The sequence below is a fragment of the Streptomyces pseudoechinosporeus genome, from assembly GCF_054783935.1.
On sequence record NZ_BAAGPS010000023.1, the window covers coordinates 14,783 to 27,532 of the forward strand.

The following is a 12,750-nucleotide window of genomic DNA, read 5'->3' on the forward strand; positions in this document are numbered from 1 at the left end:
ACGTGGGCTGTCAGTGGGACGAAGTAGTCTTGAGCCCATGCCTGAACGCCGTACCGTCGCACTTGTCACTCTCGGCTGCGCTCGTAACGAGGTGGACTCGGAGGAGCTCGCAGGCCGCCTGGAGGCGGACGGCTGGCATCTCGTGAAGGACGCCGAGGAAGCGGACGTCGCCGTCGTGAACACGTGCGGCTTCGTCGAAGCCGCCAAGAAGGACTCCGTCGACGCCCTCTTGGAAGCCAACGACCTCAAGGGGCACGGCAGAACCCAGGCCGTCGTCGCCGTCGGCTGCATGGCCGAGCGGTACGGCAAGGAGCTCGCCGAGGCCCTACCCGAGGCCGACGGCGTGCTGGGCTTCGACGACTACGCGGACATCTCCGACCGGCTCCAGACGATCCTGAACGGCGGGATCCACGCAGCGCACACCCCGCGTGACCGCCGCAAGCTGCTCCCGATCAGCCCTGCCGAGCGGCAGGAATCCGCCGCCGAGGTCGCGCTTCCCGGGCACGGCCCGGCCGATCTTCCGGAGGGGCTCGCTCCGTCCTCCGGCCCCCGTGCGCCCCTGCGGCGACGACTCGACGGCTCTCCCGTCGCCTCGGTGAAGCTGGCCTCGGGCTGCGACCGGCGCTGCTCCTTCTGTGCCATCCCGTCCTTCCGCGGCTCCTTCATCTCGCGCCGCCCGTCCGATGTCCTCGGGGAGACGCGCTGGCTGGCCGAGCAGGGCGTCAAGGAGATCATGCTGGTCTCCGAGAACAACACCTCGTACGGCAAGGACCTGGGCGACATCAGGCTCCTGGAGACGCTGCTGCCCGAGCTCGCCGATGTCGACGGCATCGAGCGGGTGCGGGTCAGCTATCTGCAGCCCGCCGAGATGCGGCCCGGACTCATCGACGTACTGACCTCGACGCCGAAGATCGCGCCCTACTTCGACCTGTCCTTCCAGCACTCCGCTCCCGGTGTGCTGCGCGCGATGCGGCGCTTCGGGGACACCGACCGGTTCCTGGAACTGCTCGACACGATCCGCGCCAAGGCCCCGCAGGCGGGCGTGCGGTCCAACTTCATCGTGGGCTTCCCCGGCGAGAGTGCGGACGACCTGGCCGAGCTGGAGCGGTTCCTGAACGGCGCGCGGCTGGACGCGATCGGCGTCTTCGGGTACTCCGACGAGGAGGGCACGGAAGCGGCGACGTACGAGAACAAGCTGGACGAGGACGTCGTCGCCGAGCGGCTTGCCCGCATCTCGCGGCTCGCGGAGGAGCTGGTCTCACAGCGGGCCGAGGAGCGCCTCGGCGAGACCGTGGAGGTCCTCGTCGAGGCGCTCGACGCCGCCGAGGGCGCGACCGGCCGTGCGGCGCACCAGGCCCCGGAGACCGACGGCCAGGTGCTGTTCACGAGCGGCGAAGGTCTGACGGCCGGTCGTATGGTCGAGGCGAAGGTGGTCGGTACGGAAGGTGTCGACCTGGTGGCCGAGCCGCTCCTGGGCTCGCTCGCAGGTCCTGAGGAGGCTGCCAGATGACGGGAGTCCCGGCATCCGCGGCGGGCGGCCCCGGCGCGCCCGGCACGCGTGGTGCTGCCGCCGGCGCTACCGGTACGGGCGCTTCCGGTGCTCAGGGCTCGAAGTCGTCGCGCGGCGGGAAGCTGGGCGCCGTGGCTGTCAACCAGGCCAGCGTCTGGAACGTCGCGAACCTCCTGACCATGCTCCGTCTCGTGCTCGTGCCGGGCTTCGTCGCGCTGATGCTGGCCGAAGGCGGATACGACCCGGTCTGGCGGGCCTGGGCCTGGGCCGCCTTCGCGGTTGCCATGATCACCGACATCTTCGACGGTCACCTTGCGCGTACGTACAACCTCGTCACCGACTTCGGGAAGATCGCCGACCCGATCGCCGACAAGGCGATCATGGGGGCCGCGCTGATCTGTCTGTCCTCGCTCGGCGATCTGCCGTGGTGGGTGACGGGTGTCATCCTCGGGCGGGAACTCGGAATTACTCTGCTGCGTTTCCTGGTTATCCGCTACGGCGTCATTCCGGCGAGCCGCGGCGGCAAGATGAAGACACTCGCCCAGGGCACGGCGGTCGGGATGTACGTCCTGGTGCTGACGGGGCCATTGGCGACCTTGAGGTTCTGGGTGATGGCTGTGGCGGTCGCTCTGACCGTGGTGACCGGGCTCGACTATGTGAGACAAGCCATTGTGCTGCGACGCCAGGGTCTCGACGAGCGGAAAGCCGCGGCAAAGGAGGCGGAGTAATGGCTTCCCAAGCTGCTGAAGTGCTGAGACTACTGACAGTGAAGGGCGAGACGCTGGCTGTCGCCGAGTCGCTGACGGGTGGTCTGGTGGCAGCGGCAATCACCGCAACGCCGGGGGCCTCCAAGGCCTTCCGCGGCTCCGTGACCTCGTACGCCACCGATGTGAAGCGGGATGTACTCGGCGTGGACGCTACCCTGCTGGAACAGCGTGGGGCGGTGGATCCGCAGGTCGCGGCACAGATGGCGGCCGGTGTGCGCAAGGCGCTCGGCGCGGACTGGGGCATCGCGACCACCGGTGTCGCGGGGCCCGAAAGCCAGGACGGGCAGCCGGTCGGCACGGTTTTCATTGCCATCGACGGGCCTTCCGCGGAGGTCGGCGGCGGTTTTGGTGGCGGGAAAGTGGCGGCGCTGCGGTTGAACGGCGGCCGGACGGAAATCCGTATGGAGAGTGTACGGAGCGTGCTCGGGCTTCTCCTGGAGGAGCTCGAGCACGAACACATGGGAAATGAGCGGGCACAGGATACGGAACAGAACGGGGGGAATTGATGTTTGCAGCCCTGAGTGAACACGACATCGCTCCCCGCACGGCCGCCGCGCAAGGCGGTACGGTGGGGCGAGAAGGATGCGGCTACACGGCCCGAGGAGGGAGCCACCGATGATTCTGCTCCGTCGCCTGCTTGGTGACGTGCTGCGTCGGCAGCGCCAGCGCCAGGGCCGTACTCTGCGCGAAGTCTCCTCGTCCGCCCGAGTTTCACTCGGCTATCTCTCCGAGGTGGAGCGGGGGCAGAAGGAGGCTTCCTCCGAGCTGCTCTCCGCGATTTGCGACGCGCTGGACGTACGGATGTCCGAGCTCATGCGAGAAGTGAGTGATGAGCTTGCCCTCGCCGAGCTGGCCCGGTCGGCAGCGGTCACTGAGCCTGTGCCCACGCCAGTACGCCCGATGCTCAATTCCGTGTCAGTGACCGGTGTGCCACCGGAACGAGTGACGATCAAGGCGCCGACCGAGGCGGTCGACGTAGTCGCCGCCTGACGGTTGCGGGCTTGTGGTCGGTCGGTGTGAGTACGCCCACATGAGCTGAGAACTGTGTGAGGGCCCCGATCGGGGCCTCTCCGGGGAGACCTGGAGGGGTGCGGTCGGGGTTTTTGCGTTGCTGGAGGGCGGCTGCCGAGGCTTCTTGCGTTCCGGAGGGCAGCTGTCGGAGCATTCGCGTTTCGATTTCATCACTTTTGCACCGTTTGCCGGTGTGTCTCGGGACGGCGATGGTGGGAGGGGCTGGGGCGCGCGAAGCGGAGCGACGGTGCCTTTGGTGTGGTGGTGCGCCGGGTGCGCCTCGTGGGGATTGATGCGCCCTGCTGGTGGTTGACGGTCGCGGTCCAGCGTCGGTTGGCGGGTTGGAGGTGGCGCCATGGCGGGCCGGGCGGTGCGAATAGGGCGGTGGGGGCTGGCTCTGGGGGGCGGGGCGCTGTGGTGGTGGGGAGCGGTGCGATGGGCGTTTGCATCGGATGCCGGGGCGTGGGAGGGAATGGCCGTGGCCGGCGGGTGGGGGCTGAGTCTGCTTCCGGTGCACTGTGTGCCGAAGGACCGGGCCAAGGCTGACGAGAGGCTTCGGTTGCGCTTTGGGGAGTAGGTCCGGCACTGGTGCTACCAAGGCATGGCCACGCCTCCGTTCGGGCGGAGGATCTGGCCCGTCGTGAAGGCCGAGGCGTCGCAGGCGAGATACAGGACCGCGTGCGCGATGTCCTCCGGCTCGCCGACCCGGCCCAGCGGTGACATCCGGGCCATGAACGCCTCGGTCCGCGCCTGGGCCTCGTCGTCGTTGCGGTCGGTCATGGGCGTACGGATCCAGCCCGGCGCGACCGCGTTGACGCGGATGCCGTGCGGCCCCATCTCGGTCGCCAGGGTCTTCGTCAACTGGACAACGGCCGCCTTCGCCGCCCCGTAGCAGAGCAACCCGGGCCCTCCGGTGTCGACAGCGCCCGAGGCCATGGTGACGATGCTGCCGCGAGTACCGGACGCGATCATGGCACGGGCCGCCTCCTGGCACGCGTACAGCACGCCCTTGAAGTTGACGCCGAGCACTCGGTCGAGGTCCTCCTCGCGAGTCTCCAGGACCGGGCTGCTGTGCATGATCCCGGCGACGGCGGTCATCACATCGAGGCGTTCACAGGCCGCGACCGCCTGGCCGAGCAGGGCGCGGTCGGTGACGTCGAGGGCGTATGTGTGGGCCACGCCGCCCTTGTCCTTGATCAGGGCAGCCGTCTCGTCGAGGCCTTGGTCATCGCGGTCCGCGCAGTGGACAACAGCTCCCGCCTCCGCGAGGAGCACGGCACAGGCGCGGCCGATGCCGCTCGCGGCGCCGGTGATAAAAACGGTGCGTCCGGTGAGGTCGTACGCCGTGACAGGCATGAAAGGACCGTACGAGAGTTTCTGACGGATCGTCAATTAGTCGTACGGGATGGAGGCGTGGGTGGTGGGGTCGTACGGGATGGGGGTCTACGTGACGGGGAGGGCTTCGTCCCCGGGACCGGGCCCGACTGGCATGTCGGGCACCAGTACGTGGGACGCTCTCGGGAGCCGTCGCCCTGGTTCGCCGTGCGGATCGAGGTGCGGCAGCGCAGGCAGGGGCGGGGTGCGCGGCCGTACACGTAGAGGTTCTGGTCGCGGCGGCCCGTGGTGCTGCGGGCGGGGCGGTCGCGGTTGGCTTCCAGGAGTTTCTTGGCGAGGGTAGGCAACTGGGCGGCGCGTTCGGCGGGGAGGTCACCTACGGGCAGCCATGGGGTGGCCCCGAGCAGGAAGCAGAGCTCGCACTTGTAGACGTTGCCGATTCCGGCGAGGTTGCGCTGGTCGAGGAGGGCCTCGCCGAGCGGGCGGGCTGGGTCGCGCAGGAGGTTCTCCAGGGCCTTGCCGGGGTTCCAGTCCGGGCCCAGGAGGTCGGGGCCGAGGTGGCCCACGGCCCGGTGTTCGTCGGTGCTGCGGAGCAGTTCCAGTACGGGGAGCCGGTAGCCGACGGCTGTGTGCTCTGCGGTGCCGAGGATCACGCGGATCTGGTGACCGGGGCCGCCGTTCCAGCGCTCGCCGGGTGAGTACACCTTCCAGGAGCCGTCCATCCGCAGGTGCGTGTGCAGCGTCAGCCCGCCCTCGATACGGGTGAGCAGGTGCTTTCCGCGTGGGGTGACGTCCAGGACGGTGCGTCCGGTGAGGTCGGCCGTGGCGTACTTGGGCACCCGGAGGTCGGAGCGGGTGAGCATGCGGCCCGCGAGGGCGGTGTGCAGGCGCCGGGCGGTCTGCCAGACGGTGTCTCCTTCGGGCATGAGGTCCAGGGTGGCATGGGGTGGGCGGGGGCGTCTTGGTCGGGATGCGGGCTGGCGGGCTGTGCGGCTGAGGGCGAGAGGGCCAGCTGGTCGGCTGGGAGGGGAGCGGCGACGACGAGGCCGACCTGGTCTGGAGCCCCCGGAGCCTCGTTCTGTCCGCAGGTGCGTGTGTCCGGGCAGGGCGGGGCGGGCCTATGCGCGGAGGCGTAGGCCCCGCGGCGTCGCGTGGAAACCGGCTCCTTCCAGGAGCGTGCCGAAGGGCGACGTCAGGGCCGAGGCGCCGTTCACACGCTCCACCGTGACCGTGCCGAGGGAGCCCGCGCGGGCGGCCGCGGAGAGGGCCTCGGCGGCTATGCGCAGACGTGGGTCGTTCAGCGGTGTGTCGTCCGAGGTGGAGGGCCAGGCCAGGAGGGTCTTGCCGCCGCGCTCCATGTAGAGAGTCAGTTCGCCGTCGACCAGCACGACCAGGGAACCCGCCTTGCGGCCGGGCTTGTGGCCCGCTCCGGCCGGGGGGTCGGGCCAGGGGAGGGCCGCGCCATACGCGTTCGCCGGGTCGGCGGCGGCCAGGACGATGGCACGGGTGGCGTTGCCCGGGCGGGGGCGGGGGCGGGGTGCAGGGCTGCCGGGGAAGCCGGTGTCCGAGGGGGCGTCGGCGTAGGGGTCCGGGAAGCCGTTGGTGGTGGCCAAGAACCCGGGCGTGCCCGGGAACTCCGGCTCTGGCAGGGTCTCGCCTCGCTCGCGCGCGTTGGCTGTCGCGCGCAGCCGGTCCACCGCGCCGTCCATCGCGAACTGTGCGGCACCGAGCCCCTCCACCACGTAGCCGCGGCGTGCCTGTCCGCTGTCTTCGAAGGCGGAGAGGATGCGGTACGTCGCCGAGAAGCCGCCTTCGACCCCTTCCGCGGCGACTGCGCCCCGGGTGACCACGCCGTGCCGGTCGAGCAGCGTGCGGGCCAGGGCGTGGGCGCGCACGGTGGGGTCGGCCTCGCGGTCGGGGAGCAGCGACCAGCGGCCCGCGACGGTGGGAGGGCCGGTACGGGAGGCGGGGCGCGCCGCGGCTGTCAGGCTGCCGTACCGTCCGCGCGGCACCGTGCGTTTCGCGCGATGGGCGGTGGAACCGGCGGTGCGGCCCGATCCTAGGAGGGAGCGCATCGGGCCGAGCGTGTCGTTCGTCAGTCGGCCCGACCAGGCCAGGTCCCAAACGGTGTCGGCGAGTTGGGGGTCTGTGGCGTCGGGGTGCGTGGTGGCGCGGATCTGGTCGGCGATCTGGCGGAAGAAGAGGCCGTAGCCTCCCGAGAGGGCGTCCAGGACCGACTGATGGAGCGCGGTCAGCTCCAGAGGATGCGGGGCTGGCAGCAGCAAGGGGGCCGCGTCCGCCAGATACAGGGACACCCAGCCGTCCTTGCCGGGCAGTGCGCCTGCTCCGGCCCATACCACCTCGCCGGCGGCGGTCAGCTCGTCGAGCATCGCCGGAGCGTAGTTCGCGACCCGGGACGGCAGGACAAGCTTCTCGAGCGCGGAGGCCGGCACCGAGGCTCCCTGCAACTGCTCGACGGCGCGTACGAGTCCGTCGATGCCGCGCAGTCCGTGCCCGCTGCCCAGGTGCTGCCACTGCGGCAGGAACTGGGCGAGCGCGGGGGGCGGCACCGGCTCCAGCTCCTGCCGCAGCGCCGCGAGCGAACGGCGCCGCAGCCGGCGCAGCACCGTCGCGTCGCACCACTCCTGGCCGATCCCCGCCGGGTGAAACTCTCCTTGTACGACACGGCCGCCCGCGGCGAGCCTCTGCAGGGCGCCTTCGGTGACCGCCGTACCGAGGCCGAAGCGTGCCGCCGCCGCGGTCGAGGTGAACGGGCCGTGGGTGCGTGCGTACCGCGCGAGGAGGTCGCCGAGCGGGTCCTTGACCGGTTCGGTGAAGGCCTCCGGGACGCCGACGGGCAGCGCCGCGCCGAGCGCGTCACGCAGTCGACCCGCGTCCTCGATCGCCGCCCAGTGGTCGGCCCCGGCGATCCGGACCCGGATGGCGCGGCGGGACGCGGCCAGCTCCGGGGCCCACTCCGGTTCGGCGCCGCGCTCGGTCAGTTCCGTGTCCGTGAGGGGGCCGAGCAGGCGCAGCAGATCCGCGACGCTCTCGACGTCCTTGGCACGGCGGTCCTCGGTGAGCCACTGGAGTTCGCGCTCCAGCTCGCTCAGGACGTCGGCGTCCAGAAGCTCGCGCAGCTCGGCCTGGCCGAGGAGTTCGGCGAGGAGCCGCGAGTCCAGCGACAGGGCGGCGGCGCGTCGCTCGGCGAGCGGGGAGTCGCCCTCGTACAGGAACTGCGCGACGTATCCGAACAGCAGCGACCGCGCGAACGGTGACGGCTCCGGTGTCGTGACCTCGACGAGCCGCACCTTGCGGGACTCGATGTCGCCCATCAGTTCCGCCAGGCCAGGGACGTCGAAGACGTCCTGGAGGCACTCGCGGACCGCCTCCAGGACGATCGGGAAGGAGCCGAACTCGCTGGCCACCTGGAGCAGTTGGGCGGCGCGCTGGCGCTGCTGCCACAGTGGGGTGCGCTTGCCGGGGTTGCGGCGCGGCAGCAGCAGGGCGCGGGCGGCGCACTCGCGGAAGCGGGACGCGAACAGGGCGGAGCCGCCGACCTGGTCGGTGACGATCTGGTCGACCTCGCCCTTGTCGAAGGCGACGTCCGCCGCGCCCACGGGGGCCTGCTCCGAGTCGTACTCCGTGCCCAGCTTCACGGGCTCCTGGTCGAGCAGATCCAGGCCCAGCAGGTCGGCGTCAGGGAGGCGCAGCACGATGCCGTCGTCGGCGTGCATGACCTGCGCCTCCATGCCGTACCGCTCGGAGAGGCGGGTGCCCAGCGCGAGGGCCCACGGAGCGTGGACCTGGGCACCGAAGGGGGAGTGCACGACGACTCGCCAGTCGCCCAGCTCGTCGCGGAACCGCTCGACGACGATGGTGCGGTCGTCGGGGATGTGGCCGCAAGCCTCGCGCTGTTCGGCCAGGTAGGACAGGACGTTGTCGGCGGCCCAGGTGTCGAGGCCGGCGGCGAGGAGCCGGAGCCGGGCGTCGTCCTTGGGCAGGGAGCCGACTTCGCGGAGGAACGCGCCCACCGCGCGGCCCAGTTCGAGCGGACGGCCCAGCTGGTCGCCCTTCCAGAACGGCAGCCTGCCCGGCACACCGGGCGCGGGCGAGACGAGGACGCGGTCGCGTGTGATGTCCTCGATACGCCAGGAGCTGGTGCCGAGTGTGAAGACATCGCCGACTCGGGATTCGTAGACCATCTCCTCGTCGAGCTCACCGACCCGGCCTCCGCCCTTCTTGGGGTCGGCGCCCGCGAGGAACACCCCGAAGAGGCCGCGGTCCGGAATCGTGCCCCCGGAGGTGACGGCGAGGCGCTGTGCGCCGGGGCGCCCGGTGACCGTCCCGGCAACACGGTCCCAGACGACGCGTGGCCGCAACTCCGCGAAGGCGTCGGACGGATAGCGGCCCGCGAGCATGTCGAGCACCGCCGTGAACGCGGACTCCGGAAGCGACGCGAAGGGCGCGGCCCGGCGGACCGTCGCGAGCAGGTCGTCGACCTGCCAGGTGTCCAGGGCGGTCATGGCGACCAGCTGCTGAGCCAGCACGTCCAGGGGGTTGGCGGGGATGCGAAGGGACTCGATGGAGCCGGTGCGCATCCGCTCGGTGACGACCGCGGCCTGGACGAGGTCCCCTCGGTACTTGGGGAAGACGACACCGGTGGAGACCGCCCCGACCTGGTGCCCCGCGCGGCCGACGCGCTGGAGCCCGGAGGCCACCGACGGCGGGGACTCGACCTGCACGACGAGGTCCACCGCGCCCATGTCGATGCCGAGTTCGAGACTGGAGGTGGCGACCACCGCGGGCAGACGACCGGCCTTCAGGTCCTCCTCGACCAGCGCGCGCTGCTCCTTGGAGACCGAGCCGTGGTGGGCGCGCGCGATGACCGGCGGGGCACCCTGGGCCGCGCCCGATCCACCCATCAGCTCGGCCGGGGCATGGTGCTCCTCCAGAGGCTCGCCCGTCGCCCTCTCGTACGCGATCTCGTTGAGCCGGTTGCACAGCCGCTCCGCGAGCCGCCGGGAGTTCGCGAACACGATCGTCGAGCGGTGTGCCTGGACGAGATCGGCGATCCGCTCCTCGACATGCGGCCAGATCGACGGGCGCTCGGCGCCCTCGTCGGAGTCGGCGACCGGGGAGCCGCCCAGCTCGGCCAGATCTTCGACGGGCACGACTACGGAGAGGTCGAATTCCTTGCCGGACGGCGGCTGGACGATCTCCACCTTGCGGCGGGGCGAGAGGTAGCGGGCGACCTCGTCCACCGGACGGACGGTGGCGGACAGGCCGATGCGGCGCGCAGGCTTCGGCAGCAGCTCGTCGAGCCGCTCCAGGGTCAGGGCGAGATGGGCGCCGCGCTTGGTGCCCGCGACCGCGTGCACCTCGTCCAGGATCACCGTCTCGATACCGGTCAGCGCCTCGCGCGTGGCCGATGTGAGCATCAGGAACAGCGACTCCGGAGTCGTGATCAGGATGTCCGGCGGGCGCGTGGCCAGCGCGCGGCGCTCGGCGGCCGGGGTGTCGCCGGAACGGATGCCGACCTTCACCTCGGGCTCCGGCAGCCCGCGGCGCACCGCTTCCTGCTTGATGCCGGTCAGCGGGCTGCGCAGATTCCGCTCGACGTCGACCGCGAGGGCCTTGAGCGGCGACACGTACAGCACCCGGCAGCGTTTCTTGGGGTCGGCCGGCGGCGGCGTCGAGGCCAGCTGATCGAGCGCGGCGAGGAACGCGGCCAGCGTCTTGCCGGAGCCGGTAGGCGCGACCACGAGCACGTCCGAGCCCTCCCCGATGGCCCGCCACGCCCCGGCCTGGGCGTCGGTGGGCGCGGCGAAGGCCCCCGCGAACCAGCCGCGGGTCGCGGGCGAGAAGCCGTCGAGGGCACCGTGTGCAGACCTGACCATGCCCCCATCCTGCACCTCGCCACTGACAATGGGTCTGACCTGCGAAAATGGTATCGCGGAGGGGATCGGCACGAGGCGCCTGGGCCAGAGGCGCGGGCTGTGGCGGGGGTCGGCGCGGGCTGCGGTGCGGGGCGCTACGCGCTGCGATGAGGGCGTACGCACCCACCGTCCGGGACCGTCGTGGCCCGAACGGTTTCGGCTCACAGCGGAGGGCGGGCCCGGACCTGGCGGCACCCCATGCCTGTGCTGCCCGAAACCCGTCGAACCCGGCGGAGCGACCTGACGCAGAATGGGCACATGGCAGGTTCGGGGGAGCGAGCGCGGCACTGGCGGTACGCGGAACTGCCCGGTGTCGACCTGCTTCGGGCCCGGTACATCCGGAAGACCTTCGTCCGGCACACCCACGAGCACTTCGTCATCGCCGCCATCGCCGACGGCATCGAGGTCTTCCACCACGGCGGCGCGGACCAGTACGCCGGACCCGGCTCCCTGGCCCTGGTCAACCCCGACACCCCGCACACGGGTCGCGCGGGCGGTCCTGAGGGCTGGCGGTACGGGGCGGTCTACCCGTCCCCCGACCTGGTGGCCGAGATCGCCGCCGAGACCACCCTGATCCGCGGCACCCCCGGATTCACCACCCCGGTGCTCGACGACCCCTACGCCGCGCGCCTGGTCCACCAAGTGCTGCGCGCCGCCGACGAAGGCAACGCACTCGCCGCCGACACCCTGCTGAGGGTCGCCGTGACCCGGTTGCTGCGACTGAACGGCGGGCCGCTTCCGCAGCGCGCCCCGCGCACGGCGGGCGCTCGAATCGCGGCACGCGCGCGTGCCATCCTCGAGGAAAGGATGACCGAGCCGCCCACCTTGGAACGGCTCGCCGCCGACCTCGGCACCAGCCCCTTCGCGCTGCTGCGAGCCTTCCGGGACACTTACGGCATGCCTCCCCACGCCTGGCTGACTGACGCCCGCGTACGCCGAGTACGCCACCTCCTCGACGCGGGCACCGCACCCGCCGAAGCCGCCCACGCCGTGGGCTTCACCGACCAGCCGCACCTCAACCGCCACTTCACCCGGATCGTGGGCGTGCCGCCGGGGGCGTACCAGCGCGAGCGCAAGAACGTACAAGACCCGCAGGAGAGGCTCCTTCTACCGTCCGAGGCGTGGCAGAACAGACAGCTCTCGCGGACACACGTGGTGAAGACGGCGGAAAACCCGACGCCGCCGTCGTACGAGACGCCCTCGGAGTCGGGGTCGCCGTCGGACTGTCCGGTTTCGCCTTCGGGGTGACCTCGGCAGGAAGCGGCCTCACCCTGCTGCAGACCTGCGCGCTCAGCCTCCTGGTGTTCACCGGCGCCTCGCAGTTCGCCCTAGTGGGGGCGCTCGCGGCCGGAGGAAACCCATTCACCGCCGCGGCTGGCGCATTCTTCCTGGGGTACGCAACGCCTTCTACGGGCTGCGTCTTTCGCAGTTGTTGGCGCTCCCGCGCGCGGTGCGGCCGTTCGCCGCCCAATGGGTCATCGACGAGACCGCGGCCGTGGCGCTCGCCCAACCCACGCGACGCAGTGTGCGGATCGGCTTCACCGTCACAGGGCTGACCCTCTACGTGCTGTGGAATCTCACCACGCTGCTCGGCGCACTGGGGGCCGAAGCCATCGGCGACACCGACGCATGGGGTCTGGACGCCGCCGGGCCCGCCGTCTTCCTGGCCCTGCTCGCGCCGATGCTCAAAACCGCCACGGAGCGGACCGTCGCGGGCCTCGCGGTCGTCCTCGGCCTCGGACTCCTGCCCGTACTGCCCGCCGGTGTGCCCGTCCTGGTGGCCGCGCTCGCCGCCCCGGCTGTCCTGTGGGCGGAGGGCCGCCGCAGGGGACGTACGACCGCTGCGGAGCCCGCCAACGACACACCAAGGGAAGACCGTTGAACATCTGGATCGCGATCGGCGTGACCGCCCTCGGCTGCTATGCCGTCAAGCTCATCGGTCTCCTCGTCCCCGCGGGCGTCCTGGAACGGCCGCTCGTCAAACGGCTGGCTGCCCTGCTGCCCGTCGCTCTGCTGGCGGCCCTCACGGCCCAGCAGACCTTCGCCGACGGCCGGGTCCTGCTCCTGGACGCGAAGGCCGCCGGACTCGCGGCAGCCGCCGTGGCGCTGCTTCTGAGGGCTCCCTTCCTGCTCGTCGTCGCGGCGGCCGTGGTGGTGACGGCAGGGGCGCGGGCGATGACGGGCTGAC

At 71.3% G+C, this 12,750-nt stretch carries 9 protein-coding genes and 1 pseudogene; 7 read left to right on the forward strand and 3 right to left on the reverse strand.

What is annotated here, in order from left to right:
• Positions 1-37 precede the first annotated feature (37 nt).
• From rimO to ACYVO6_RS23495, 4 genes are all read left to right on the forward strand, one after another.
• Positions 38-1,510 (forward strand): 30S ribosomal protein S12 methylthiotransferase RimO, encoded by a 1,473-nt coding sequence (rimO, locus tag ACYVO6_RS23480; protein ID WP_461064183.1) that lies wholly within the window; start codon positions 38-40, stop codon positions 1,508-1,510.
• Positions 1,507-2,238, forward strand: a complete 732-nt coding sequence (gene pgsA, locus ACYVO6_RS23485; RefSeq protein WP_461064185.1) for a CDP-diacylglycerol--glycerol-3-phosphate 3-phosphatidyltransferase — start codon at positions 1,507-1,509, stop codon at positions 2,236-2,238. Before rimO ends, pgsA begins: the two co-directional genes overlap by 4 nt.
• Positions 2,238-2,783, forward strand: a complete 546-nt coding sequence (locus ACYVO6_RS23490) for a CinA family protein (protein ID WP_461064187.1) — start codon at positions 2,238-2,240, stop codon at positions 2,781-2,783. The genes pgsA and ACYVO6_RS23490 overlap by 1 nt, the downstream gene beginning before the upstream one ends.
• A gap of 109 nt (positions 2,784-2,892) precedes the next feature.
• Complete coding sequence (locus ACYVO6_RS23495; RefSeq protein WP_461064189.1) at positions 2,893-3,267, forward strand: helix-turn-helix domain-containing protein; 375 nt, start codon at positions 2,893-2,895, stop codon at positions 3,265-3,267.
• A 612-nt stretch (positions 3,268-3,879) separates the two neighbouring features.
• On the opposite strand, the gene ACYVO6_RS23500 is transcribed toward ACYVO6_RS23495, so the two are convergent.
• The 3 genes from ACYVO6_RS23500 to ACYVO6_RS23510 form a co-directional block, all read right to left on the reverse strand.
• The gene (locus ACYVO6_RS23500; RefSeq protein ID WP_461064191.1) at positions 3,880-4,644 is read right to left on the reverse strand and encodes an SDR family NAD(P)-dependent oxidoreductase; all 765 of its coding nucleotides are present in this window, start codon (positions 4,642-4,644) and stop codon (positions 3,880-3,882) included.
• A gap of 32 nt (positions 4,645-4,676) precedes the next feature.
• Positions 4,677-5,549, reverse strand: coding sequence for an Fpg/Nei family DNA glycosylase (locus ACYVO6_RS23505; RefSeq protein ID WP_461064193.1), 873 nt, complete (start codon positions 5,547-5,549; stop codon positions 4,677-4,679).
• A gap of 192 nt (positions 5,550-5,741) precedes the next feature.
• Positions 5,742-10,523 (reverse strand): ATP-dependent helicase, encoded by a 4,782-nt coding sequence (locus tag ACYVO6_RS23510; protein ID WP_461064195.1) that lies wholly within the window; start codon positions 10,521-10,523, stop codon positions 5,742-5,744.
• 297 nt (positions 10,524-10,820) lie between these two features.
• Here ACYVO6_RS23510 and ACYVO6_RS23515 point away from each other — a divergent pair, with 297 nt between their 5' ends.
• The 3 genes and pseudogenes from ACYVO6_RS23515 to ACYVO6_RS23525 all read left to right on the forward strand — a co-directional run bounded on the left by ACYVO6_RS23515 (position 10,821) and on the right by ACYVO6_RS23525 (position 12,749).
• On the forward strand, positions 10,821-11,810 hold the full coding sequence (locus ACYVO6_RS23515; RefSeq protein WP_461064197.1) for an AraC family transcriptional regulator: 990 nt from the start codon (positions 10,821-10,823) through the stop codon (positions 11,808-11,810).
• Positions 11,786-12,444, forward strand: a pseudogene (locus ACYVO6_RS23520) (AzlC family ABC transporter permease). The gene ACYVO6_RS23515 and the pseudogene ACYVO6_RS23520 overlap by 25 nt, the downstream one beginning before the upstream one ends.
• Entirely contained in the window at positions 12,441-12,749 is a 309-nt protein-coding gene (locus ACYVO6_RS23525; protein WP_461064199.1) for an AzlD domain-containing protein, read from the forward strand. Before ACYVO6_RS23520 ends, ACYVO6_RS23525 begins: the two are co-directional and overlap by 4 nt.
• The last annotated feature ends 1 nt before the right edge of the window (position 12,750 follow it).